Annotated in this window: 26 protein-coding genes; 19 read left to right on the top strand and 7 right to left on the bottom strand. The window is 63.1% G+C overall.

Going from position 1 to position 22,329, the window contains the following annotated elements:
- From rpsE to rplQ, 9 genes are all read left to right on the top strand, one after another.
- Positions 1 to 473 (top strand): 30S ribosomal protein S5 (gene rpsE, locus V7E26_RS11515; RefSeq protein WP_324415854.1); only part of this gene is annotated, 473 nt, incomplete at its 5' end.
- A 36-nt stretch (positions 474 to 509) separates the two neighbouring features.
- Positions 510 to 704 carry a 50S ribosomal protein L30 gene (rpmD, locus tag V7E26_RS11510; RefSeq protein WP_324415852.1) on the top strand — a complete coding sequence of 65 codons (195 nt, stop codon included), beginning with the start codon at positions 510 to 512 and terminating at the stop codon, positions 702 to 704.
- A gap of 78 nt (positions 705 to 782) precedes the next feature.
- Positions 783 to 1,271: a 50S ribosomal protein L15 gene (gene rplO, locus V7E26_RS11505; protein WP_324415850.1), complete on the top strand. Its 489-nt coding sequence runs from the start codon at positions 783 to 785 to the stop codon at positions 1,269 to 1,271.
- Positions 1,272 to 1,416: 145 nt separating this feature from the next.
- Positions 1,417 to 2,748 carry a preprotein translocase subunit SecY gene (secY, locus tag V7E26_RS11500; RefSeq protein WP_324415848.1) on the top strand — a complete coding sequence of 444 codons (1,332 nt, stop codon included), beginning with the start codon at positions 1,417 to 1,419 and terminating at the stop codon, positions 2,746 to 2,748.
- A gap of 73 nt (positions 2,749 to 2,821) precedes the next feature.
- Positions 2,822 to 3,652, top strand: a complete 831-nt coding sequence (locus tag V7E26_RS11495; protein WP_324415846.1) for an adenylate kinase — start codon at positions 2,822 to 2,824, stop codon at positions 3,650 to 3,652.
- A gap of 249 nt (positions 3,653 to 3,901) precedes the next feature.
- Positions 3,902 to 4,270, top strand: coding sequence for a 30S ribosomal protein S13 (gene rpsM / locus V7E26_RS11490; protein ID WP_324415844.1), 369 nt, complete (start codon positions 3,902 to 3,904; stop codon positions 4,268 to 4,270).
- Between the two features lie 128 nt (positions 4,271 to 4,398).
- Positions 4,399 to 4,788 carry a 30S ribosomal protein S11 gene (gene rpsK / locus V7E26_RS11485; RefSeq protein WP_006021048.1) on the top strand — a complete coding sequence of 130 codons (390 nt, stop codon included), beginning with the start codon at positions 4,399 to 4,401 and terminating at the stop codon, positions 4,786 to 4,788.
- Between the two features lie 105 nt (positions 4,789 to 4,893).
- Entirely contained in the window at positions 4,894 to 5,925 is a 1,032-nt protein-coding gene (locus V7E26_RS11480) for a DNA-directed RNA polymerase subunit alpha (protein WP_324415834.1), read from the top strand.
- A gap of 144 nt (positions 5,926 to 6,069) precedes the next feature.
- Entirely contained in the window at positions 6,070 to 6,486 is a 417-nt protein-coding gene (rplQ, locus tag V7E26_RS11475; protein WP_324415832.1) for a 50S ribosomal protein L17, read from the top strand.
- A gap of 76 nt (positions 6,487 to 6,562) precedes the next feature.
- Here rplQ and V7E26_RS11470 read toward each other — a convergent pair whose 3' ends face one another.
- The 3 genes from V7E26_RS11470 to V7E26_RS11460 form a co-directional block, all read right to left on the bottom strand.
- Positions 6,563 to 7,006 carry a hypothetical protein gene (locus tag V7E26_RS11470; RefSeq protein ID WP_324415831.1) on the bottom strand — a complete coding sequence of 148 codons (444 nt, stop codon included), beginning with the start codon at positions 7,004 to 7,006 and terminating at the stop codon, positions 6,563 to 6,565.
- A 266-nt stretch (positions 7,007 to 7,272) separates the two neighbouring features.
- Positions 7,273 to 7,761 (bottom strand): hypothetical protein, encoded by a 489-nt coding sequence (locus V7E26_RS11465; RefSeq protein WP_324415829.1) that lies wholly within the window; start codon positions 7,759 to 7,761, stop codon positions 7,273 to 7,275.
- A gap of 211 nt (positions 7,762 to 7,972) precedes the next feature.
- Positions 7,973 to 8,986 (bottom strand): zinc-binding alcohol dehydrogenase family protein, encoded by a 1,014-nt coding sequence (locus tag V7E26_RS11460; RefSeq protein ID WP_324415827.1) that lies wholly within the window; start codon positions 8,984 to 8,986, stop codon positions 7,973 to 7,975.
- A gap of 128 nt (positions 8,987 to 9,114) precedes the next feature.
- On the opposite strand from V7E26_RS11460, the gene V7E26_RS11455 reads away from it, so the two are divergent.
- The 4 genes from V7E26_RS11455 to V7E26_RS11440 all read left to right on the top strand — a co-directional run bounded on the left by V7E26_RS11455 (position 9,115) and on the right by V7E26_RS11440 (position 13,016).
- Positions 9,115 to 9,492 (top strand): winged helix-turn-helix transcriptional regulator, encoded by a 378-nt coding sequence (locus V7E26_RS11455; RefSeq protein WP_324415825.1) that lies wholly within the window; start codon positions 9,115 to 9,117, stop codon positions 9,490 to 9,492.
- Positions 9,493 to 9,574: 82 nt separating this feature from the next.
- Complete coding sequence (locus V7E26_RS11450) at positions 9,575 to 10,969, top strand: DegQ family serine endoprotease (RefSeq protein ID WP_324415823.1); 1,395 nt, start codon at positions 9,575 to 9,577, stop codon at positions 10,967 to 10,969.
- Positions 10,966 to 12,303, top strand: a complete 1,338-nt coding sequence (locus V7E26_RS11445) for a replication-associated recombination protein A (RefSeq protein ID WP_324415821.1) — start codon at positions 10,966 to 10,968, stop codon at positions 12,301 to 12,303. Before V7E26_RS11450 ends, V7E26_RS11445 begins: the two co-directional genes overlap by 4 nt.
- Before the next feature lie 26 nt (positions 12,304 to 12,329).
- The gene (locus tag V7E26_RS11440; protein WP_324415819.1) at positions 12,330 to 13,016 is read left to right on the top strand and encodes a tetratricopeptide repeat protein; all 687 of its coding nucleotides are present in this window, start codon (positions 12,330 to 12,332) and stop codon (positions 13,014 to 13,016) included.
- Positions 13,017 to 13,129: 113 nt separating this feature from the next.
- Here the strand turns inward: V7E26_RS11440 and V7E26_RS11435 are convergent, their stop codons facing one another.
- Together V7E26_RS11435 and V7E26_RS11430 are read right to left on the bottom strand one after the other, a co-directional pair.
- Entirely contained in the window at positions 13,130 to 14,845 is a 1,716-nt protein-coding gene (locus tag V7E26_RS11435) for an arylsulfatase (protein ID WP_324415864.1), read from the bottom strand.
- Positions 14,846 to 15,123: 278 nt separating this feature from the next.
- Positions 15,124 to 15,957, bottom strand: coding sequence for a class I SAM-dependent methyltransferase (locus V7E26_RS11430; protein WP_324415817.1), 834 nt, complete (start codon positions 15,955 to 15,957; stop codon positions 15,124 to 15,126).
- Positions 15,958 to 16,217: 260 nt separating this feature from the next.
- Here V7E26_RS11430 and V7E26_RS11425 point away from each other — a divergent pair, with 260 nt between their 5' ends.
- Entirely contained in the window at positions 16,218 to 16,646 is a 429-nt protein-coding gene (locus V7E26_RS11425; RefSeq protein ID WP_324415815.1) for a DUF1036 domain-containing protein, read from the top strand.
- A gap of 164 nt (positions 16,647 to 16,810) precedes the next feature.
- Here the strand turns inward: V7E26_RS11425 and V7E26_RS11420 are convergent, their stop codons facing one another.
- On the bottom strand, positions 16,811 to 17,410 hold the full coding sequence (locus V7E26_RS11420) for a TetR/AcrR family transcriptional regulator (protein WP_324415813.1): 600 nt from the start codon (positions 17,408 to 17,410) through the stop codon (positions 16,811 to 16,813).
- Between the two features lie 169 nt (positions 17,411 to 17,579).
- On the opposite strand from V7E26_RS11420, the gene V7E26_RS11415 reads away from it, so the two are divergent.
- On the top strand, positions 17,580 to 17,957 hold the full coding sequence (locus V7E26_RS11415; RefSeq protein ID WP_324415811.1) for a tautomerase family protein: 378 nt from the start codon (positions 17,580 to 17,582) through the stop codon (positions 17,955 to 17,957).
- A gap of 13 nt (positions 17,958 to 17,970) precedes the next feature.
- On the opposite strand, the gene V7E26_RS11410 is transcribed toward V7E26_RS11415, so the two are convergent.
- The gene (locus tag V7E26_RS11410) at positions 17,971 to 18,912 is read right to left on the bottom strand and encodes an alpha/beta hydrolase (RefSeq protein ID WP_324415809.1); all 942 of its coding nucleotides are present in this window, start codon (positions 18,910 to 18,912) and stop codon (positions 17,971 to 17,973) included.
- A gap of 176 nt (positions 18,913 to 19,088) precedes the next feature.
- Between V7E26_RS11410 and V7E26_RS11405 the strand changes: the two genes are divergently transcribed.
- The 4 genes from V7E26_RS11405 to V7E26_RS11390 all read left to right on the top strand — a co-directional run bounded on the left by V7E26_RS11405 (position 19,089) and on the right by V7E26_RS11390 (position 22,230).
- Complete coding sequence (locus V7E26_RS11405) at positions 19,089 to 19,373, top strand: type II toxin-antitoxin system RelE/ParE family toxin (protein ID WP_324415807.1); 285 nt, start codon at positions 19,089 to 19,091, stop codon at positions 19,371 to 19,373.
- A 9-nt stretch (positions 19,374 to 19,382) separates the two neighbouring features.
- Positions 19,383 to 19,694, top strand: a complete 312-nt coding sequence (locus V7E26_RS11400) for a HigA family addiction module antitoxin (RefSeq protein ID WP_324415805.1) — start codon at positions 19,383 to 19,385, stop codon at positions 19,692 to 19,694.
- A gap of 6 nt (positions 19,695 to 19,700) precedes the next feature.
- Positions 19,701 to 20,915 carry an RluA family pseudouridine synthase gene (locus V7E26_RS11395; protein ID WP_324415803.1) on the top strand — a complete coding sequence of 405 codons (1,215 nt, stop codon included), beginning with the start codon at positions 19,701 to 19,703 and terminating at the stop codon, positions 20,913 to 20,915.
- Positions 20,916 to 21,012: 97 nt separating this feature from the next.
- Entirely contained in the window at positions 21,013 to 22,230 is a 1,218-nt protein-coding gene (locus tag V7E26_RS11390) for an amidohydrolase family protein (protein WP_324415801.1), read from the top strand.
- Positions 22,231 to 22,329: the final 99 nt, after the last annotated feature.

The following is a 22,329-nucleotide window of genomic DNA, read 5'->3' as shown; positions in this document are numbered from 1 at the left end:
AGGTCGTCAAGGGCGGCAAGCGCTTCGGCTTTGCGGCGCTGGTCGTGATCGGCGATCAGAAGGGCCGGGTCGGTTTCGGCCACGGCAAGGCGCGCGAAGTGCCGGAGGCGATCCGCAAGGCGACCGAGTCGGCGAAGCGCAACCTGACGCGGGTGGCGCTGCGCGAAGGCCGCACGCTGCATCACGACATCGCCGGCCGCCACGGCGCCGGCCGCGTCTATCTGCGTGCGGCTCCGGCCGGTACCGGCATCATCGCCGGCGGCCCGATGCGCGCGGTGTTCGAGACGCTCGGCATCCAGGACGTGGTTGCGAAGTCGATCGGCTCGTCGAATCCCTACAACATGGTTCGCGCGACCTTCGACGCGCTGAAGCATCAGGATTCGCCGCGTTCGGTGGCGGCGCGCCGCAACATCAAGGTGTCCACGCTGCAGTCGCGCCGCGTCGGCGGCGACGCCGAAGTGGTGGCTGAATAACCGGCGCCGCTTCAGGCGCTTTTTGGAGTTAAGACGATGGCCAAGGCCGCAAAGACGATCAAGGTCGAGCAGACCGGCAGCGCGATCCGCCGCCACCACTCGCAGCGTTCGACGCTGATCGGCCTCAAGCTCAACAAGATCGGCCGGGTTGCCGAGCTTCCGGATACGCCGGAAGTTCGCGGCATGATCGGCAAGGTTCAGCATCTCGTCCGCGTCGTCGGCGAGAAGTAAGTCAGATGGAAGCATGATCCCGAGGAGCGGGAGCCGGTTTTCGGTCAAGGTCATGCTTCGAGGATAAGGAAGCTAACGATGAAGCTCAGCGATATCGCCGACAACGCCGGCTCGCGCAAGAAGCGCATGCGCGTCGGCCGTGGTATCGGTTCGGGCAAGGGCAAGACCTCGGGCCGCGGCGGCAAGGGCCAGACCGCGCGTTCGGGCGTGCGCATCAAGGGCTTCGAGGGCGGCCAGATGCCGATGCATCGCCGTCTGCCGAAGCGCGGCTTCAACAACATCTTCCGGCTCGATTTCGCCGAGATCAATCTCGACCGCCTGCAGGATGCGATCGACGCCAAGAAGATCGACGCCAAGGACACGGTGACCGCCGAGTCGCTGGTCAAGGCCGGCGTGATCCGCCGGGCCAAGGCCGGCCTGCGGCTGCTCGGCCGCGGCGAACTGAAGGCCAAGCTCACGATCGAGGTGTACGGCGCCTCGAAATCCGCGGTCGCGGCGGTCGAGAAGGCCGGCGGCTCGATAAAGATCCTGGCCCCGGCCAAGACGGAAGAAGGCGAGGCGGCGTAACATCTCCGTCATTGCCCGCGAATGGGTTGAAGGCCGCAGCGCGGGATGATGGACTTATCGAAGCCGAGCACCAAATAATGTCCGGCGTCTGCCGATGGCCCGGGAACGGGCCTCGGCCTCGGAGGCGACGGGAGAAAGCCTGAACATGGTCTCAGCAGCAGAACAACTCGCGGCAAACCTCAATTTCGGCGCTCTGGCCAAAGCCGACGAACTGAAGAAGCGCATCTGGTTCACGCTGGGTGCGCTGCTTGTTTATCGGCTCGGCACCTATATCCCGTTGCCCGGCATCGATCCCGCGATCTGGGAGCAGGTGTTCAAGTCGCAGGCCGGCGGCATCCTCGGCATGTTCAACATGTTCGCCGGCGGCGGCATCCACCGCATGGCGATCTTCGCGCTGAACATCATGCCGTACATCTCGGCATCGATCATCATCCAGCTCCTGACCACCGTTTCGCCGCAACTCGAGGCGCTGAAGAAGGAAGGCGAGGCCGGCCGCAAGACGCTGAACCAGTACACCCGCTACCTGACGGTGATCCTGGCTGCGTTCCAGTCCTACGGCATCGCCATCGGCCTGCAGGGCGCCGGCAACGTCGTCAGCGACCCCGGCATCTTCTTCCTGCTCTCCACCACGATCACGCTGACCGGCGGCACCATGTTCCTGATGTGGCTGGGCGAGCAGATCACCTCGCGCGGCATTGGCAACGGCATCTCGCTGATCATCCTGGCCGGCATCGTGGCCGAACTGCCTTCAGCTCTGGCCAACATGCTGGAACTGGGACGCCAGGGTGCGCTGTCGACCGGCCTGATCCTGATCGTCATCGTGATGTCGGTCGCCGTGATCGCCTTCATCGTGTTCATGGAGCGCGCGCAGCGCCGGCTTCTGATCCAGTATCCGAAGCGCCAGGTCGGCAACAAGATGTTCGAGGGCCAGTCCTCGCATCTGCCGCTCAAGCTCAACACCTCCGGCGTGATTCCGCCGATCTTCGCCTCGTCGCTGCTGCTGCTGCCGGCCACGGTCGCCAACTTCAACGCCGGCAAGGGCCCGGAGTGGATGCAGTGGCTGACCACGCAGCTCAGCCACGGCCGGCCGCTGTTCCTGTTCCTCTACCTGGCGATGATCGTGTTCTTCGCCTTCTTCTATACCGCGATCGTGTTCAACCCGACCGAAACCGCGGACAATCTGAAGAAGCATGGCGGCTTCATCCCCGGCATCCGTCCGGGCGAGCGCACCGCTGAATATATCGATTACGTGCTGTCGCGCATCACGGTGCTCGGCGCGGTCTATCTCGCGATCGTCTGTCTGATTCCAGAGATCCTGATTTCCTACGCATCGGTGCCGTTCTATTTCGGCGGCACATCGCTTCTGATCGTCGTCAGCGTGACCATGGATACGGTGGCGCAGGTGCAGGGCTATCTGCTGGCTCATCAGTATGAAGGGCTGATCAGGAAGTCGAAGTTGCGGGGCCGCCGCCGCTGATCGGCGGCGCGTGATCTGAATTCCGAATAAGGTGCGCGGATATTTCGCTCACCAAGCCGGGGGGCGAAAAGTCATGAGATTGATCCTTCTGGGACCGCCGGGCGCCGGCAAGGGCACCCAGGCGCAGCGGCTGGTGACGAAACACGGCATCATCCAGCTTTCGACCGGGGAGATGCTGCGCGCGGCGGTGGCTGCCGGAACACCGGTCGGGCTGCAGGCCAAGGAGATCATGGCAGGCGGCGGCCTCGTGCCGGACGAGATCGTGATCGGCATCATCTCCGACCGTCTCGACCAGCCCGACATGAAGAGGGGTTTTATCCTCGACGGCTTTCCGCGCACGGTGCCGCAGGCCGCGGCCCTCGATGAGCTCCTGAAGAAGAAGCACATCAAGCTCGATGCGGTGGTCGAGCTCCGGGTCAACGAGAGCGCGCTGCTGCAGCGCGTCGAGACCCGCGTTGCCGAGATGCGCGAGCGCGGCGAGGAAGTCCGAGTCGACGACACCCCGGAAGTGCTGGCCAAGCGCCTGGCCCAGTACCGGTCCCTGACGGAACCGCTGATCCACTACTACTCGGAGCGCCGCAAGCTCCTGACCGTCGACGGCATGATGACCATCGAGCAGGTCACAAGGGAAATTAACCGGATTCTGTCCGCTATCGGCGCCACCGATGCCAAGGTCGCGGCCAAGGCGGCCGCCAGGAAGGCCACCGCGAGCAAGGCCAAGGCGGCCAGGAAACCCGCCAAGGTCGCCAAAAAGGCGGCCAAACCGGCCCGGAAGGCCGCCAAGGGGGCAAAAAAGGCTGCAAAGAAGACGGCAAAGCGGCCCGCCAAGGCGGCCAAGGGGAAGGAGGGCCGGAAGGCCGCGAAAGCCGGCAAGAAGGTCACGAAAAGGCGAGCTAAACGCTAGAATCGGTTGACGAAACCCGTTTGAATCCCTTAATAAGCCTCGCATCCAGATCGGATAGTTTTCAGACGATGCCGGGCCCCGGGAAACCAAGGGGTTAGGGCGTCGTGTTCGCGTTTGTGGACACTTGCCCGAGCTAGAGCATGATTCCGAATTGCCGATTTTCGGAAAAGTTCATGTTCAACCAGAGAAAGAGCGCGCGAGCGCTCTAAACCAAATGTCCGGCGGTGGCCGGCGACAGGAGAGAATTCCGTGGCCCGTATTGCTGGTGTCAATATCCCGACCAACAAGCGCGTTCTGATCGCGCTCCAGTACATCCATGGCATCGGCCAGAAGAATGCCGCCGAGATCGTGGAGAAGGTCAAGATCCCGCTGGATCGCCGCGTCAGCCAACTGAGCGACCAGGAAGTCCTGCAGATCCGCGAAGTGATCGACCGCGACTATCTCGTCGAAGGCGACCTTCGCCGTGAGACCGGCATCAACATCAAGCGGCTGATGGACCTCGGCTGCTATCGCGGCCTGCGTCACCGCCGCGGCCTGCCGGTGCGCGGCCAGCGCACCCACACCAATGCGCGCACGCGCAAGGGCCCGGCCAAGGCAATCGCCGGAAAGAAGAAGTAAGTTTTGCGAATTGCGAATGGGGAGTGGCGAATGGAAATCCATTCGCTACTCGCCATTCGCCACTCGCGTTTTTTTAGGTGTAGCCGCTGGCAGTACGGCGGCGCTTGAGATCACAGGAAGGTTTTAGAATGGGCAAGGAAGCCACCCGCGTACGTCGCCGCGAACGCAAGAACATCGCCTCCGGCATCGCACACGTGAATTCGTCGTTCAACAACACGACCATCACCATCACCGACGCGCAGGGCAACACCATTGCCTGGTCGTCGGCCGGCACGATGGGTTTCAAGGGCTCGCGCAAGTCGACCCCCTATGCCGCGCAGGTCGCGGCTGAAGACGTTTCCAAGAAGGCGCAGGAACACGGCATGCGCACGCTGGAAGTGGAAGTTGCCGGCCCCGGTTCGGGCCGCGAATCGGCGCTTCGTGCGCTGCAGGCGGCGGGCTTCACCGTGACGTCGATCCGCGACGTGACCACGATCCCGCACAATGGCTGCCGTCCGCGCAAGCGCCGGCGCGTCTGATGTTCGATCGCAGGCGGTTGTGCCGTCCGCGATTGTTTTTGGAATTTTCCGCGGACTGATCCGCGATCTCCAACGCCAGTGATCGGAATACCCATCGACTGGCACATGGGTGACAAAGTGACGATCCAGAAAAATTGGCAAGAACTTATTCGACCGAACAAGCTGCAGGTCACGCCGGGCTCCGACGCGACCCGCTTTGCGACCGTTGTCGCCGAACCGCTCGAGCGCGGTTTCGGCCAGACGCTCGGCAACGCGCTGCGCCGCATCCTGCTGTCTTCGCTGCAGGGCGCCGCCGTGCAGTCGGTGCACATCGACGGCGTGCTGCACGAGTTCTCCTCGATCGCGGGCGTTCGCGAGGACGTCACCGACATCGTGCTCAACATCAAGGACATCTCGATCAAGATGCAGGGCGAAGGCCCCAAGCGCATGGTCGTGAAGAAGTCGGGTCCGGGCGCTGTCACCGCCGGCGACATCCAGACTGTCGGCGATATCGTCGTGCTCAATCCCGACCTGCAGCTCTGCACGCTGGACGAGGGCGCGGAAATCCGCATGGAGTTCACGGTCGCCGCCGGCAAGGGCTACGTCGCCGCCGAGCGTAACCGTCCCGAGGACGCGCCGATCGGCCTGATCCCGGTCGACAGCCTGTTCTCGCCGGTGCGCAAGGTTTCCTACAAGGTCGAGAACACCCGCGAGGGCCAGATCCTCGACTACGACAAGCTGACCATGACGATCGAGACCAACGGCGCGATCACGCCGGAGGACGCGGTGGCCTATGCCGCCCGCATCCTGCAGGATCAGCTCAACGTGTTCGTGAACTTCGAAGAGCCGCGCAAGGAAGTCGCGCAGGAGATCATTCCGGATCTCGCCTTCAACCCGGCCTTCCTCAAGAAGGTGGACGAGCTCGAGCTGTCGGTGCGTTCGGCGAACTGCCTGAAGAACGACAACATCGTCTACATCGGCGACCTGGTGCAGAAGTCGGAAGCGGAAATGCTCCGCACCCCGAACTTCGGCCGCAAGTCGCTGAACGAGATCAAGGAAGTGCTGGCCCAGATGGGTCTGCATCTCGGCATGGAAGTGCCGGGCTGGCCGCCGGAGAACATCGACGAGCTGGCGAAGCGCTTCGAAGATCACTACTGAGCGAATAGGGAGTGGCGAATGGCGAATAGGGCAGACCTACTCGCTACTCACCATTCGCTACTCGCTGACCAGGGCGAACGCAGGAAGCCCACCTGCAGACTTGTCGCTGAACCACCGCGACAGAATTGAAGAAGGAATAGTCCAATGCGTCACGGCAAGGTTCACCGCAAGCTCAACCGCACCGCCGAGCATCGCCGCGCGATGTTCGCCAACATGTGCGCCGCGCTGATCAAGCACGAGCAGATCGTCACCACGCTGCCGAAGGCCAAGGAGCTGCGCCCGATCGTGGAGAAGCTCGTCACCCTCGGCAAGAAGGGCGGCCTTTCGATGCGCCGCCAGGCGATCTCCGAGATGCGCGACAAGGATCAGGTCAAGAAGCTGTTCGATACGCTGGCGCCCCGCTACAAGGACCGCCAGGGCGGCTACACCCGCATCATCAAGGCGGGCTTCCGCTACGGCGACAACGCGCCGATGGCCGTGATCGAATTCGTCGACCGCGACGTCGACGCCAAGGGCCAGGACTCCGGTCCGGTGCAGGAAAAGACCGAGGAAGCGGCGTAAGCTTTTTCGGATCTAATTGCGGAAGCGGCGCCTTTTGGGCGCCGCTTTTTGTTTGAGATCTATGATTGCCGACGGATTACCAGCGACGCCAATGGGCACGGTAGTACCGCGGACCACCGTAATACCGTGCACCGCCGTAGTATCGCGGACCGCCATAGTAGGCGTAGGCCGGGCGGATCACGCGGCGATAGCGGACCACGGGGTAGGCGCCGCCGTAATAGCCACCATAGTAGGCCGGCGCATATCCGCCGTAGTACCCGCCGCCGTAATAGGCTGGCGCATAGCCGCCGCCATAGTATCCGTAGTCCGGGCCGTATCCGTACCCCGGACCATAGGCGTATGCGTTCGAGACCAGTCCGCCGATCACGGCGCCTGCAATCAGTCCGCCAGCCACAGCCGGGAAAAATCCCCCGCCGCGCCAGCCCCCTCCGCGCCAGTGAGCTTCCGCCGGCGATGGTGCCGTTACGGCCGTCAGGCCAAGAACCGCTGCGGCGGCCAAAGCCAAAGGTGCCTTCCTCATGAACAACTCCTTTCCGTAGTCAGACATTCGCTAAACACTTTCGGGTGAAGTTCGTTTCTCAAGGTGTTCGCCGCCAGATGGTTCAGCGGCAAATTTAACTTTGATGAACAAGTGTTCACGAACGGCGCAGGGCGCATTGCCGACGACGATCGCCAAATTCCCGCCCGTTTGGAACTCAAGGCTGCGTGAGCCAGTGTCCATCCGGGTGCGACGAAATCGCCGGGGTTGGTCGCGGTAGTAGCCGCCGGAGCGGCAGGTAGCGGAAGTCAGTCCATGAATTCCAGCTCGAAGCGGTTTGCGCCCGTCACCTTGCTGGTGAACCTGGCCGCCTTGCCGGACAGCGCAGCCAGACTGCCGGTGCCAAGCTTGAACATCGCCTTGCCGGAACCGGTCACGCCAGCAGGCTTGCCGTCCTTCATGGTCACGGTGGCGGTGCCGTCCGTCATCTGCGTGACAGCAAATCCTCCCGCGATCCGATGAACTCCTCCTGCCAGAAGAAAGGTGCCTTGCGGGCCATCCCACTCGCTGACGTGAACTGCGGAATAGATGGCTCCCTTCAAGAGACCATCGACGCCGTAGCAGGAGAATTGGTAGCTCAACAGCCCGTGGCCGTTGCGGTCGCCGATCGGCTCCGGACTTCCGACGCCGACGATGTTGCACTCGTATCGTCCGAGCGTGTCGGAATGGGCGAGACTTGTTGCGCCGATCAGGGCGAGGGTAGAACACATCAAGGCGGTGACTACGCGATGTCGCATTGCGATCCTCCCTTATCGGTTGAGGTCGCAATGCTACGCGTTGGCCGATGTAACCCTCATTGATCGAGATCAACCCGGGCGTGTCTTTCGTGGGTCCTTGATTACGAGATCGCAGCGCTCAACAGGACGACGATAGTCTGAGCCGGGCACGCGGTTTGACAGATGCAGGGTTCGCTCAATCGACCCTGCGATCAGCCCTGTCGTTCGGCGGTCACCACCCCTCCAGCACGATCTTGCCGCGCGACTTGCCGCTTTCCAGCAGCGCATGCGCCCGTTTCAGATTGGAAGCGTTGATGGTGCCAAAAGTCTGGTCCAGCGTGGTGCGCAGCACGCCCTTGTCAATGAGGTCGGCTACGTCGTTCAGCAAGTTATGTTGAGCGATCATGTCAGGCGTCTGGAACGAGGAGCGCGTGAACATCGATTCCCAATGCACCGAGATCGCCTTGCCCTTGAAGGCGGACATCGTGAATTCCGGGGGATCGTCGATCAGGCCGAACTTGCCCTGCGGCGCCATGAACTCGGCGATCGACTTGTAGTGCTGGTCGGTGAAGGTGAGGCTCGCGACAAGGCCGACCGGCGGCAGCTTCAGCTTTTCGATCTGCTCCTTCATCGGCTTGCTGTGATCGACCACGGCATGCGCGCCGAGATCGAGGCACCATTTCTGCGATTCCGGCCGCGTGGCTGTTGCGACGACGGTCAGGCCGGTGAGACGGCGGGCGAGCTGGATCAGGATCGAGCCGACGCCGCCGGCGCCGCCGGTGATCAACAGCGTCCGCGCATCGAGGCTCTTGCCCGGCACCGCGCCGAGCCGGTCGAACAGCAATTCCCAGGCGGTGATCGAGGTCAGCGGCAGCGCGGCGGCCTGCGCGAACGACAGCGATTTCGGCTTGCAGCCGACGATGCGCTCGTCAACCAGATGAAATTCCGCGTTGGTGCCCTGGCGCAGGATCGAACCGGCGTAGAATACCTCATCGCCCGCCTTGAACAGGCTGACGTCGGGGCCGACTGCATCGACGATGCCGGCCGCATCATAGCCCAGGATCTTGGTCTCGCCCTCGGGCGGGGCGGCGCGCTTGCGGACCTTGTAGTCTACCGGGTTGGCGGAGATCGCCTTGACGGCGACGCGGATGTCGCGGCCGGTCGGCTCCGGTCTGGCGGCCTCGAAATCGATCAGCGCGTTGGCGTCCTCGATGGGGAGCGATTTGCGGTATCCGACGGCCTTCATGTCCGAGCCTCCTTGTTGGGAAGTATTGGCTGCCTACCTGTCGCGCTGGCATCCACTTGGCAAGTACTGTAAATTCGGGGAACTAGTCCCTGTTTGGATACTATTGGGAAAAGGCCTCGGGAAACCTCATGAAACGGCGAGATTTTGCCCGGCGGCCGGGCTGCGCGGTGGAAGCCACGCTCGACCTGATCGACGGCAAGTGGAAGGGCGTGATCCTGTTTCATCTGCTGGCCGGCACCCAGCGCTTCGGGGAGTTGCGGCGGCGGATGCCCGGGATTACCCAGCGCATGCTGACCAAGCAGCTTCGTGCGCTGGAGGAGGACAGGCTGGTGCTCCGCAAGGTCTATGCCGAGGTGCCGCCGCGGGTCGAATACACGCTGTCGGAGATCGGTGAGAGCCTGCGTCCGGTGATCGAGACGCTGCGGGCATGGGGCGAGGGCCACCAGGAACGGTTATCCTGTGCGCCCGCGCCCGACGCCGCCAAGGCATCCGATCGCGCCGCGTAGCTGTCGTTTTGTGTACCGCTTTATCTTCTATCGTTGCCGCCCCGCATCTATATGTGGGGCGCTTAATTCCGGGATTTTCGAGATGAATTTGATCCGTTCCGCCGCCTTGCTGCTGGCTTCAGTGGTGGTTGCAACGCCGGCGCTGGCGCAGGATCGCCGCGTGCCGGCCTCGGGCGCCGAGCTGCGCCTGTCCTATGCACCGATCGTGCAGCGCGTGCAGCCGGCGGTGGTGAACGTCTATGCCGCGAAGACGGTGCAGAACCGCAACCCGTTGCTGGACGATCCGATCTTCCGCCGCTTCTTCGGTGTGCCCGGCCAGCAGCCCGAGCAGATGCAGCGCTCGCTCGGCTCCGGCGTGATGGTCGATGCGGCCGGACTCGTCGTCACCAACAACCACGTCATCGAGGGCGCCGACCAGGTCAAGATATCGCTGGCCGACAAGCGCGAGTTCGAGGCCGAGATCGTGCTCAAGGACAGCCGCACTGATTTGGCCGTGCTGCGCGTCAAGGACGGCAGGGAGAAATTCGCCACACTTGATTTCGCCAATTCCGACGAGCTGCTGGTCGGCGACGTCGTGCTCGCGATCGGCAATCCCTTCGGCGTCGGCCAGACCGTGACCCACGGCATCGTCTCGGCGCTGGCGCGGACCCAGGTCGGGATTACCGACTACCAGTTCTTCATCCAGACCGACGCTGCGATCAATCCCGGCAATTCCGGTGGCGCGCTGGTCGACATGACCGGCAAGCTCGCGGGCATCAACACCGCGATCTTCTCGCGCTCCGGCGGCTCGCAAGGCATCGGCTTTGCCATCCCCGCCAACATGGTGCGCGTCGTCGTGGCCTCCGCCAAGGGCGGCGGCAAGGCGGTGAAGCGGCCTTGGCTCGGCGCCAAGCTGCAGGCGGTGACGCCCGAGATCGCCGAGACGCTGGGACTGAAACTGCCGAACGGCGCCCTGGTCGCCAATGTCTCACCGAACAGCCCGGCGGCGCGCGCAGGCCTGAAGCCGTCCGATCTGATCGTTGCGGTCGAGGGCCAGACGATCGATGATCCCAACGCGTTCGACTATCGCTTCGCCACGCGTCAGCTCGGCGGCGCGGCGCAGATCGACGTGCAGCGCAGCGGCAAGACGATCAAGCTGACGGTGCCGCTGGAGACCGCGCCCGACACCAACCGCGAGGAGATCGTGCTCACCGCGCGCTCGCCGTTCCAGGGCGCCAAGGTCGCCAATATTTCGCCGGCGATTGCCGACGAGCTGCATCTGGACGCCCAGAGCGAGGGCGTCGTCGTCATCGATCTTGCCGATGGCGGTACCGCGGCCAGCGTCGGCTTCCAGAAGGGCGATGTCATCCTTGCGGTCAACAACCAGAAGATCGGCAAGACCAGCGATCTCGACAAGGCGAGCAAGGCCGGCTCCCGGCTGTGGCGCATCATCGTGGTGCGCGGCGGCCAGCAGATCAACGTGACGCTCGGCGGATGAGTCCGAAGCGACCGCGCGAAGCTCCGAGCCTCTTTGCCGCGGCAGGGATGGAAGAGGACGCGCCGCGTCCGCTTCCCGACCGGCTGCGTCCGCGCGCGCTCTCAGACGTCGTTGGCCAGGATCACATCCTGGGGCCGGACGGCGCGTTGACGCGGATGCTGGAGACGCGCACGCTGGGTTCGCTGGTGTTCTGGGGGCCGCCCGGCACCGGCAAGACCACGGTGGCGCGGCTTCTGGCCGACGCTACCGAACTGCATTTCGAGCAGATTTCCGCGGTGTTTTCCGGCGTCGCCGACCTGAAGAAGGTTTTCGACGCCGCGCGCGCGCGTCGCGAGATGGGCACGGGCACGCTCTTGTTCGTCGACGAGGTGCACCGGTTCAACCGCGCGCAGCAGGATTCGTTTCTGCCCGTGATGGAAGATGGCACCGTGGTGCTGGTCGGTGCCACCACGGAAAACCCGTCATTCGAACTCAACGCCGCGCTTCTGTCGCGCGCGCGGGTGCTGGTGTTTCAGTCGCTCGATGCCGCCGCGATCGAACAGCTCTATGCCCATGCCGAGAAGGTCGAGGGCCGAAACCTGCCGCTCGATGCGGAAGCGCGCGCCGTGCTGGTGCGGATGGCCGATGGCGACGGCCGCGCCGCGCTGACGCTGGCCGAAGAGGTCTGGCGCGCCGCGCGCAAGGGCGAAATCTTCAACGCCGCGCAACTGCAGGAAATTTTGCAGCGCCGCGCGCCGATCTACGACAAGTCCGCCGACGGCCACTACAACCTGATCTCGGCGCTGCACAAGTCGGTGCGCGGCTCGGACCCCGATGCGGCGCTGTATTATCTCGCGCGGATGCTGGACGCCGGCGAGGACCCGTTGTTCCTGGCGCGGCGCGTGGTGCGCATGGCGGTCGAGGACATCGGCCTTGCCGATCCGCAGGCGCTGGTGATCTGCAACGCCGCCAAGGATGCGTTCGACTTTCTTGGGTCTCCCGAGGGCGAGCTCGCGATCGCGCAGGCCGTGATCTATCTCGCCACCGCGCCGAAATCCAACGCCGCCTACAAGGCCTTTGGCGCTGCGATGCGCACGGCGAAGGAGGGCGGTTCGCTGCTGCCGCCCAAACACATCCTGAACTCGCCGACCAGGCTGATGAAGTCGGAAGGCTATGGTGCCGGCTACGACTACGACCACGATGCACCCGACGCCTTCTCCGGGCAGGACTATTTCCCGGAGGCGCTTGGGCGGCAGACCTTCTATGATCCGCCAGACCGTGGTTTCGAGCGTGAAATCCGCAAGCGGCTGGATTACTGGGCCAAGCTGCGCAGGGAACGAGGCCAGGCAGAATGAAAAGTTTCGGGAAGTGTTTTGGGCGGATGACCGGTGCGGTTGTCCTCTCAGCAGGGCTGGCATCGGCGTTGCCTGCATCGGCGGAAACCGTCGAGGTGGCGCCGGGCGTGCATGTGACGAAGCGGAGCTACAAGGCGCCGACCAACGAGCAGCCGTTCTTCGGATTCGCAGACAAGAATGCGGAAGACAAGGCCGCCGACGAGAAATTCGTCAGCGCGATCGTCGCCGCGACCGGCACGCGCGAAAAGGCGTTCGAGGAAATCACCATGCGCGGCTGGCGGGCGCTCAACACCGGCAAGATCCACGAGGCCGCGGTGCGATTCAACCAGGCGTTCCTGATTTCACCGGGGGAGAGCGCCGTCTATCACGGCTTTGCCGTGGTCTCGCAATTTCGCTTCAACGACTTCGAAGCGTCAGATGAACTGTTCAAGATCGCGCTCATGCAGCCCGATCCGGTCAAGGCGCTGCGGGCCGATTATGGCCGCATGCTCCTGATCGCCAAGCGCCCGCGCGACGCCGAGCCGGTGCTGGAGCAGGCGGTCAAGGATGCGCCCGATTTCGGCGATGCCTGGACCAACCTCGCGGTAGCGCGCTTCCAGAACGGCAATGCGCAAGCCGCCTGCGCGGCGGTCGAGGAGGCTTCAAAGCGCCGCCCGTCCAACAATTCCGGTGACGACCTGAGGACGGTGAAAAACCTCGCGCAGTGCAAATAGCTGGTGCGCAAAGTTTGCAGCGCAGCCAAATGACGCGATGGGCTCGGAGGACATATTTCCCCGATGCGGCGTGGGGCGGCAAGGAGGCCGCCCCACGCCGATGATCTTGAATCCTATTTTGCCATCGCCGTCCTGGCGGCCTCGATTTTCGCCTTCACGGAATCGAGGTTGAAGCTCGCGCCCTTCTGCATCGGCGGAAACTCGACCGCGGTCATGGCGAGTTTCTCGACCTCCTGCTGGACGAACACGAAGCGCCAGAATTCATATTTGAACCAGTCGAAGTATTGCTGCGCGCCGTACTTGGTCCCGCTGTCGGGCCAGCCGGTTCGCTCGAACGGATCAAGGCGAAGGTTGGTCAGGTAGGGCACATCGACCTTGGTTTTCTCGCCCAGCCACCCCCCGGGTTGGTCGATGAACCGGTACTTGTAGTCGTCGATGCGCACCGCCCCCAGGTCGCTCTCGCCGAAGTACCAGATTTCGTGCCGGGTCGACGGCCCCTTGCCGGTGATCATGTCCATCTGATTATAGCCGTCCAGATGGCACTTGTAGGTGCGGCCCCCGATGTGCTTGCCCTGCTTCAGTTCCTCGACGATGTTCGGGTTGCCGGCAGCGGCGAGCAGGGTCGGGAACCAGTCCAGCCCGGAAATGATGCCGTTCTCGACCTTGCCGGCCGGCACCTTGCCCGGCCAGCGGACCATCGCCGGGGCGCGGAAGCCGCCTTCCATGACCGTACCCTTGCTTTGCGCGAAGGGCGTCTGTCCGCCGTCCGGCCAGGTGAAGACCTCGGTGCCGTTGTCCGTGGTGAAGATGACGATCGTGTTGTCATCCACGCCCATGTCCTTGAGCTTCTGCATGACGATGCCGATGTCGTCGTCGAGTTGCGCCATGCCGGCTTCATGAATCGACCAGCCGTTCTTGGAGTTGCGCCTGGCCTGGTACTTCGGCGACAGGTGCGTGACGATGTGCATGCGGGTCGGATTGAGCCACAGGAAGAACGGCTTGTTCTCGGCCTTGGCCTTTTCAATGAACGTCAGGGCAAGGTCGCGGATTTCATCGTCCACGGTTTCCATCCGCTTCGGATAGAGCGTTCCGGCGTCCTCGATCCTCTGCTTGCCGACCTTGCCCCAGCGCGGATCGACGGTGGCATCGTCTACACTGGTCGCCCACGAATGGACCATGTTGCGCGGGCCGACCTTGTTCAACAGCTCCTGCGGATAAGCGGGGTGGGCCGGGTCTTCCATCGCGTCGAGGTGATACAGATAGCCGAAGAACTCGTCGAAGCCGTGCACCGTCGGCAGAAACTCGTTCTTGTCGCCAAGGTGGTTCTTGCCGAATTGTCCGGTGGCATAGCCCATGCCTTTCAGCGCGGTGGCAATGGTCACGGCCTCCGCCGGCAAGCCTGTCGGGGCGCCGGCCTGGCCCACGGTGGTCATGCCGGTGCGGATCGGTAGTTCGCCGGTGATGAAGTTGGCGCGGCCCGCCGTGCAACTCGCCTCGGCGTAATAGTCGGTAAACAGCATGCCTTCTGCCGCGATCTTGTCGAGGTTCGGCGTCCGGCCGGCCATCATGCCGCGATGGTAAGCACCGATATTCCAGATTCCGATATCGTCTCCCATGATGACGACGATATTGGGCCGCTGCCCGGTCGGCGCGGGCGCCGGGGCCTGTGCTGGTTGTTGCTGCGCTTGCGCTAGGCTTGCACCGGCGGCAGAAAGTGCTGAAGCAGCGATGAGAGAACTACCACTCAACAGAAGATCGCGGCGTTTCAATCCTGCGCCGGTCGGCCCAGCGTTTATCTCGGGCCTTGCCGGAATCGTATCATTACTCATGACGTGATCCTTTTCCTGGCTGTGCACCTGAAGCCGGCATCGCTTGCCGAGGTATTGGATTGACTCGGCATCTGCGGCCGGGCGAAAGCGGCGGCAATGATCGGGCGCGCGCAAGGATGCCAGCCGCCGTTAAGCACCTCGCAGGTAAAACAAAGCGGAGCGGACTACCTCCGGCTTGATCCAGATCAAAGGATGTCCGCGCAGGGTCACTCGTGAACCTGCCGGAGAACCACGGCTCCCGCCCCAACTTTGAATGGGCGCGGACAAAGTGTCGCCGCCTACTTGGCGGCTACAATTCGGATGCCGCCGAGCTTGCGCTGTTGAATGAGATCGACAAATCGAATGTAGGACTCGTGAAATGCATCGTGTCCCACGGGCGTTCCGGACTGCCTCGCTTCCTCGCGCAGCCGTTGGTACATGGTGAGCCGTTCCTTGAGTATCGGCCTCCATTCCTCGGTCAGGTCGGTGACCGAAACCACCTTCAAGCCAACGCTCTCGACCAGGTGCCGGTAGTCCGGAATCGAACGAAGCGGCTGAATTGCCATCCCGTCCCACATCAGTTGCACGTCCGCCGCCGCCAGCGGTTGATTGGCGACCCAATCTGTGAAGGCCAATCGGCCGCCTGTCTTCAGAATGCGCCTGGCTTCTGCCACGGCCTTCTTCACATCCGGGACGTGACAGAACGATTCCTGGCTGACGACCGCATCCACGCTTGCATCGGCCAGTGGAGCGTCCATCACGTTGCCTTCAACGATCCGCGCCGTCTCCTGAAGGCCGACCAGCCTGGTCAGTTCTTGCGCGCCTGCAGCGCGCACAGGCGTGAATTCGACGCCGGTGACGTCGGCTCCGTATTTGTGCGCGAGATAGCGTACGGTCCCGCCAAGACCGGCGCAAAAGTCGACGACGGCCGTTCCAGGGCCGATCTGCGCCTGTCGCGCCAGTTCGTCCGTGGCGTCGAGACCACCATAGTGGTCCTGGTCGTGCGCATAGAGGTCTTCCGGGCGCAGGTTGTCGAGATGACCGCGGCTTGCGCGCAGTTTGGCGACGATGATGTCGCGCGAGATGGGGTGACGATTGTAGAAATAAAACAATTGCGTGGATGTGTCGTTCATGAAGCCTGCTCCGAAGACGATATCAAATCAAGCGAGGACGATGCTGGAGCCACATGTTGGGACGCGTCGCGCACACTGGATGATGGTCGGCAGGTCCTGCTGATCTGCTACGTCCGAACCCGGTCCCTGAACGTAGCGAGCATGGCGATAGCAATTCAACCTGCGTGTGTGGCAATTCACATCGAGCTCCAAGCCGACATGGTAATTATTCAGCACGGCAGAAATCTGCCGATCAAGATCCCAACGGACGGAGGTAAGCCATGCGAAAGACGATGCTTGTACTATCTCTGGCCGCGTCGGTCGGACTGTCCGCCAATGCTTATGCAGAGGGTTGGCATATCTGCAATCACACCCCGGAGGAATTGAATGTTGCAATCGCGTATAAGGACACGCAGGAGCAATGGATTTCAAAGGGTTGGCATAAGCTGGGCTCCTGTGGTGGCTGCGCCATGGTGATGGATGAGGGCAGGACGGAATACACAAATGTCTACTATCACGCACAAAACACGTCCGGTTCCGAGCGTATCGGCGGGGACACCCGGTTTTGCGTATCGCCGGGAGTTTTCACCTACCGACAAACTCCAAACTGCGCTTCAAAAGCGGGCTTCCATTTGACGGTTATAGAGAAGGAAGGGAAGTATACCACGAACATACGAGGCAGTGCGGGCGGAAGAACTTGTATCGATTGAGGCCTGCTCGCACGCCTCGCCATGACGCGGTGAGCCCGTTTTCTATCCGAGCGGTCTGAGAGAGCCCTGAGGTAAAAATCGCGCCCCGGGGCTCTTTGACGTCGGCTTGCACTTCGATAGCCGAAGCGCAGTGCAGAGGTGTGAGGCCTTAGGTGAAGATCGATTTAAGGTTCAGCCTTGCCGAGGATGAGATCGATCGTGTGCGCGGCGATCTTGCGCAACTGGGCGTCGTCGCCGAACGCGCGTTCGAGCACGGCCAGTCCGCGCGTGACGGTCGCGATGTGCAAGGCCGCAACCTCGGGCGATCCGCTGAACTCGCCGCGCTTCTTGCCTTCGGAAAAAGCTTCTTCCAGCAGACCGGTGGCGCGCGCCACCAGATCGGCAAAAGCCTGGCGCGCGTTTTCATCCAGCCCTTCGCCTTCGCCCGATGCCAGCTCCATCAGCCCGCGCGTCGTCGGACAGCCGCGGGGCGGGGAGCCGGAACGGAAGTTCTTGATCGTCACATCGAAGAACGCCGTAAGCCGCTCGCGCAGCGTGCCGGAGCTCAGCGCCTTCTGTAGCGTAGCCAGATATTTGCTGGCATAGCGCTCGTAGGCGCAGAGAAACAGCGCCTCCTTGCTGCCGAAGGCGTTGTAGAGACTGCCGCGCTGGACCCCCGCATCGCGCGCGATGTCCGACAGCGACGTTCCACGCACGCCCTTGCGCCAGAACTGTTCGAACGCGATCCGCAGGACGTCGTCATGGTCAAACTCGCGCGGCCTCAAATCTCTCTCCTCTCGTCAAACGGTCTGGTCCCGACGTTACCAAATTATATTTGACGAGGCGTCAAGAATGTGTTTTTGATACGGTGTCAAAAACGTTGATACCTCAATCTCCCGATGAAGTGAACCACCTGTGCGCGGAGCCGGCGCACGGATCGCGAAAGGATTCGCCATGCCTCTGATCCACATCTCGTTGCGCGCTGGCAAGCCGGAAGCCTACCGCCAGGCGATCTTCAACGGCCTTTACCGCGCGATGCGCGAGACGCTCGATGTGCCCGAGGACGACCAGTTCATGACCATGAGCGAGCATGATGCGGCGAACTTCCGCTACGGCAATGCCTTTGGCATCAAGCGCAGCGACGATCTCGTCTACATCCAGATCACGGTGTTCGACACGCGCACGTCAGAGCAGAAGCAGGCGCTGTTCCGCCGGATCGCGCAACTGCTGAGCGACAATCTCGGCATTCGGCTGGAGGATATCTTCGTGAACGTCCTCGATTCAGCGAAGGAGAATTGGTCGGTCGGTTTCGGCCTCGCGCAATTTGCGTGAGGCGGTGTGATGGTTATTTCCCTAACTTCACGAACGCCAGGATCTCGTCGGCGAGACGGCTCTCGACCGCATTGATCGCATAGACTTCCGACATATGGCTGTGCTGTTGCAGCATGGTCGCGCGGGCGCAGCCGTTCGCACCCTTGCAACTCGCCTGCTTCAACAGGTTGAACTGCTCCACGAAGCGCGGCGGGTCGAGTTCGGCGGCGGCGATCATCAACGGAATCTTCGTCGCCAAAAGGCCCTGCAGCGAGGAGCGCTCGGCATAGCGCGAGGGGTCGGAGCCGAAATAGGCGATTTCGGCGTCACCCAGCGGCGAGGCGCCCATTTCATAAATCCCTGAAACCATCACGGCGCCGGCGAGGCCGCCGCCCTTCACCTTGTGGAATTCGGGATGCGAGACGTAGTTCGCGAGATGCACCGCGCCGGCGGAGTGGCCCATCAGATAGATGCGCGTGGGATCGCCGCCGCGCTCACTGATGTTGGCGGCAACCCACGCCACGACGGCGGCGATATCTTCGGCGCCGGCCGGGTAGGGTGACTGCGGCGCCAGCCGGTAGGTGGCATTGACGCCGACGAAGCCGTTATTGGCGGCCCACAGCATGATGTTGTCGTAGAACGGGGAGCCGGGCGCGCGCTTGTTGCCGGCGATGAAGCCGCCGCCGTGGATGTAGATCAGCACCGGCTGTGCCGATGAATTGGTCTCCGGCGTGAACACGTCGAGCAGATGGCGGTCGGCCGGTCCGTACTTGATCTCGCGCTCGGTCTTGACGCCCTGGAAGGGTTCCTTCTGCTGCATCGGGGCGAACAGCGCAGCCGTCTTCGGCGGATCGATCGTGCGGCCGAGTTCGAGCAGCTTCCAGGCCAGATCCTCCGGCATCGGCGCCGGCTGGGCCCATGCCGAGCTTGTGATGAGTGCCGCCACCGCTGTTAGCGCCAACTTTGAAAAGGCCATGCAGGGCTCCATTGATCTTCGCTGTTGTGCGACCATGGCCGATCTCGGGAAGGATTTGTAGTGGCTTGGCTGCGCAGGCCTGTCGTCCAAATAGCGGCGAGGTGCTCGTAAAATCTGCGGGGGTGAGCCGGATTTACTGTTTACGTAACTCGTAATTCCGGCTATGTTGAGGGTCGATGATCGTCAGCTATCGGGACAAGCGCACAGAGCGGTTTGCCTCAGGACGTCACGTCAGGGAGTTCTCCGGCTTTGCGCGACAGGCCGAGATGCGCCTTGATCGGCTCGAAGCCGCGACCGGCCTGGCTGATCTGGCGGCGCTGCCCGGCAACCGTCTGGAAGCGCTCAGAGGGGACCGTGCCGGACTGTATTCGATCCGCATCAACGATCAGTGGCGAATTTGCTTCGCTTGGCCCGAAGGATCGCCTGGGCCGATCGAGGTAGAGATCGTCGATTACCATTAGGAAGGAACGATGGCCCGTACCCCCATTCACCCCGGAGAACATCTCGCGGAAGAATTGCAGGAGCTTGGCATCACGGCCGCGGAACTATCGCGCCAGATCGACGTGCCGGTAAACCGGATTACGGGCATCATTCACGGGCAGCGCGGCATCACCGCCGATACGGCATTGCGGCTGGGACATTGGTTTGGCACCAGCCCGCAATTCTGGATGAACTTGCAGCAGCTCTATGAATTGCGGCTCGCCGAAAATGAGGTCGGTGCGGAAATCGCGGCATTGCCGAGGCGTGCCGGCCGAACGGCGGCGCGCCAGGGCCGGAGCTAGATTGTCATGAGCCGTCGCGTCAAAAGACCCCTCGCGAAATCCCGCACGGCGGGTGATCGTCCCAGTGGAAATCGTCCGAAGGTTGCGCGTCCGTTCCGGGGTGCCCAGAATGATCGCCCGCCGGCGCATCGGCCGGGCGGCAAGCCGCCGCGCTTCGCCGAACCCCGGCGGGAAAAGCCGTCTTCTGTGATGGCCGAGCCCGAGACCTCAAAGGCCGAGGTACAGCTTCCGACGAAAGTGCAGACCGTCGTCGTCACACCGGACGAAAGCAACATGCGCGTCGATCGCTTCCTCGAGGCGCGTTTTCCCGGCCTGTCGTTCTCCCACATCCAGCGCATCGTCCGGAAGGGCGAACTGCGCGTCAACGGCAAGCGCGCCGACAGCAAGGACCGGCTCGAGGAAGGCCAGAGCGTCCGCATTCCGCCGCTGCGGCTCGATGCGCCGAAGGGCACTGGCCCGCTCTCGGAAGCCGCGGCGAAGACGCTGCAGGCGCTAAAGGACATGACGATCTACGAGGACGCCGATGTCCTCGTGCTGAACAAGCCCGCGGGGCTTGCGGTACAGGGCGGCTCCGGCATCACCCGCAACGTCGACCAGATGCTGGAAGTGATGCGCGACGCCAAGGGGCAGAAGCCGCGGCTGGTGCACCGGCTGGACCGCGAAACATCCGGCTGTCTGTTGATCGCAAAGACCCGCTTTGCCGCCACCGCACTGACCGGCTCGTTCCGCCACCGCTCGGCGCGCAAGATCTACTGGGCGCTGGTCGCCGGCGTGCCGAAGCCGAAGCAGGGCCGCATCTCGACCTATCTCGCCAAGGAAGAGAGCGAGGAAGACAGCATCATGCGGATTGCAAAGCATGGTGACGAGGGCGCGAGCCACGCGGTGACCTACTACGCCGTGGTCGAAACCTCGGCGCAGAAGCTCGCCTGGGTTTCGCTGAAGCCGGTCACCGGGCGCACCCACCAATTGCGCGCCCACATGGCGCATATCGATCACGCCATCATCGGCGACCCCAAATATTTCAACAAGGAGAATTGGGATCTGCCGGGTGGCCTGCAGAACCGTTTGCATCTGCTGGCGCGGCGGCTCGTGATCCCGCATCCGCGCGGCGGCGTGATCGATGTCAGCGCGCCGCTGCCGCCGCACATGCTGCAATCCTGGAATCTGCTGGGACTGGAGGCCGACCGCTTCGATCCGATCGAGAACGCGCCGGAGGAGTAGCCGGGCTGCAATTCTTCTCGCGCAGCAATATCGATCAAGGCGGCGTCGCACAGTTTAGGTAGACTGCGGCACGCAATCGTTCGGAAAGGCTTCGCTCATGATCCGCTACCGTCTCGGCGCCGCGTTGCTCGCCTGTGTTCTCGCCGCCCTGCCGGGCGCTGTCGCGCAAGCCCAGACGCTGGTGCTCAGGGGAGGCAGCGTCTATGCCTCACCTGAGGCCGCGCCGATTGCCAATTCCGTTGTCGTGACGACAGGCGGTGTCATCACGGCGATCGGACGCGAAGGCGACGTGCAAATCCCGTCTGATGCGCAGGTGGTGGATTGCTCCGGCAAGACCATCGTCGCCGGCTTCTGGAACAGCCACGTCCATTTCACCGAGCCGGTGTGGCGGAACGCCGGCAGCGCGCCGGCCGCGCCGCTGACGGCGCATATGCAGGCGATGCTGACGCAATGGGGGTTTACGACCGTGTGGAGTCTCGGCTCCAACCCCACTGACTCGCTGGCGCTGCGCCGCCGCGTGTATGCGGACGAAATCCTCGGTCCCAATATCTTCCTCGCCGGCAGCATCTTCCCCAGGGATGGCCGTCCCGTCTATCTGCCCGACGCGCAGATTCCCGAGGCCGCCACGCCGGAACGGGCGGCGGAGATGGCGCGGTACTACCTGCAGAACGGCCTCGACGGCATCAAGCTGTTCACTGGCGTCTACAAGGGCGACGACAAGCCTGTCGTGAACATGGAGGCGGCCATCGCCAGGGCCGCTGTCGATGTCGCGCACGCACAGGGCAAGCCTGTGTTCGCGCATCCTCAGAACACAGCCGGCATCGAGGCCGTGATCGCCGCTGATGTCGACGTGATGGCGCACACCGTCGGCCGGCAGCCAGGCTATCCCGCCGAGCAGCTCGCGCGCTTCAAGCAGCAGGGCACTGCGCTGACGCCGACGTTGTCGCTGTTTGCAAAACTGCCGCTGCCGGCGGAGATCGTCGCGCGCCTCGTCGACAACATTGTCGGCCAGCTCAGGAGTTTTTCGGAGAACGGCAACACCGTCCTGTTCGGCACCGACGTCGGCTATATCCCGCTCTACGGCACCACGCTCGAATACGAATTGATGCGCCGCGCGCTGTCGGAGCGGCAGGTGCTGGCCTCGCTGACGACCAATCCGGCGAGCTATTTCAAGGCCGCGAAGAAGGGGCGGGTCGAGAAGGATTTCGACGCAGACCTCGTGGTGCTCGACGGCGATCCGATTGCCGATGTCCGCAACCTCGCCAAGGTTTCGTACACGATCCGCGCCGGCAAGGTGATCTATCAGAAGCCGTGAAGGGCAGGGAACCGGCCGGGGATCGCGTCCTGGCCCGTGAAACCAATCTTGCAATTGATCGGCGCAACGGCCTCATCGCCTTTATTTGCACGCACCGTT

Origin of the sequence: Bradyrhizobium sp. (assembly GCF_036735945.1) — a bacterium.
Lineage (GTDB): Bacteria > Pseudomonadota > Alphaproteobacteria > Rhizobiales > Xanthobacteraceae > Bradyrhizobium.
This window is presented reverse-complemented; position numbering and strand designations above follow the sequence as displayed.

Bases quoted from the DNA above. Each gene is read 5' to 3' on its own strand.
- V7E26_RS11455 (WP_324415825.1), top strand. From the start codon at position 9,115: ATGAAACGGCGAGATTTTGCCCGGCGGCCGGGCTGCGCGGTGGAAGCC.
- V7E26_RS11470 (WP_324415831.1), bottom strand. From the start codon at position 7,006: ATGAGGAAGGCACCTTTGGCTTTGGCCGCCGCAGCGGTTCTTGGCCTG.
- V7E26_RS11440 (WP_324415819.1), top strand. From the start codon at position 12,330: ATGACCGGTGCGGTTGTCCTCTCAGCAGGGCTGGCATCGGCGTTGCCT.
- V7E26_RS11390 (WP_324415801.1), top strand. From the start codon at position 21,013: ATGATCCGCTACCGTCTCGGCGCCGCGTTGCTCGCCTGTGTTCTCGCC.
- secY (WP_324415848.1), top strand. From the start codon at position 1,417: ATGGTCTCAGCAGCAGAACAACTCGCGGCAAACCTCAATTTCGGCGCT.
- V7E26_RS11395 (WP_324415803.1), top strand. From the start codon at position 19,701: ATGAGCCGTCGCGTCAAAAGACCCCTCGCGAAATCCCGCACGGCGGGT.
- V7E26_RS11460 (WP_324415827.1), bottom strand. From the start codon at position 8,986: ATGAAGGCCGTCGGATACCGCAAATCGCTCCCCATCGAGGACGCCAAC.
- V7E26_RS11410 (WP_324415809.1), bottom strand. From the start codon at position 18,912: ATGGCCTTTTCAAAGTTGGCGCTAACAGCGGTGGCGGCACTCATCACA.
- V7E26_RS11435 (WP_324415864.1), bottom strand. From the start codon at position 14,845: ATGAGTAATGATACGATTCCGGCAAGGCCCGAGATAAACGCTGGGCCG.
- V7E26_RS11445 (WP_324415821.1), top strand. From the start codon at position 10,966: ATGAGTCCGAAGCGACCGCGCGAAGCTCCGAGCCTCTTTGCCGCGGCA.
- rplQ (WP_324415832.1), top strand. From the start codon at position 6,070: ATGCGTCACGGCAAGGTTCACCGCAAGCTCAACCGCACCGCCGAGCAT.
- V7E26_RS11430 (WP_324415817.1), bottom strand. From the start codon at position 15,957: ATGAACGACACATCCACGCAATTGTTTTATTTCTACAATCGTCACCCC.
- V7E26_RS11415 (WP_324415811.1), top strand. From the start codon at position 17,580: ATGCCTCTGATCCACATCTCGTTGCGCGCTGGCAAGCCGGAAGCCTAC.
- V7E26_RS11405 (WP_324415807.1), top strand. From the start codon at position 19,089: ATGATCGTCAGCTATCGGGACAAGCGCACAGAGCGGTTTGCCTCAGGA.
- V7E26_RS11495 (WP_324415846.1), top strand. From the start codon at position 2,822: ATGAGATTGATCCTTCTGGGACCGCCGGGCGCCGGCAAGGGCACCCAG.
- rpmD (WP_324415852.1), top strand. From the start codon at position 510: ATGGCCAAGGCCGCAAAGACGATCAAGGTCGAGCAGACCGGCAGCGCG.
- V7E26_RS11480 (WP_324415834.1), top strand. From the start codon at position 4,894: ATGGGTGACAAAGTGACGATCCAGAAAAATTGGCAAGAACTTATTCGA.
- rpsK (WP_006021048.1), top strand. From the start codon at position 4,399: ATGGGCAAGGAAGCCACCCGCGTACGTCGCCGCGAACGCAAGAACATC.
- V7E26_RS11425 (WP_324415815.1), top strand. From the start codon at position 16,218: ATGCGAAAGACGATGCTTGTACTATCTCTGGCCGCGTCGGTCGGACTG.
- rplO (WP_324415850.1), top strand. From the start codon at position 783: ATGAAGCTCAGCGATATCGCCGACAACGCCGGCTCGCGCAAGAAGCGC.
- V7E26_RS11450 (WP_324415823.1), top strand. From the start codon at position 9,575: ATGAATTTGATCCGTTCCGCCGCCTTGCTGCTGGCTTCAGTGGTGGTT.
- V7E26_RS11400 (WP_324415805.1), top strand. From the start codon at position 19,383: ATGGCCCGTACCCCCATTCACCCCGGAGAACATCTCGCGGAAGAATTG.
- V7E26_RS11465 (WP_324415829.1), bottom strand. From the start codon at position 7,761: ATGCGACATCGCGTAGTCACCGCCTTGATGTGTTCTACCCTCGCCCTG.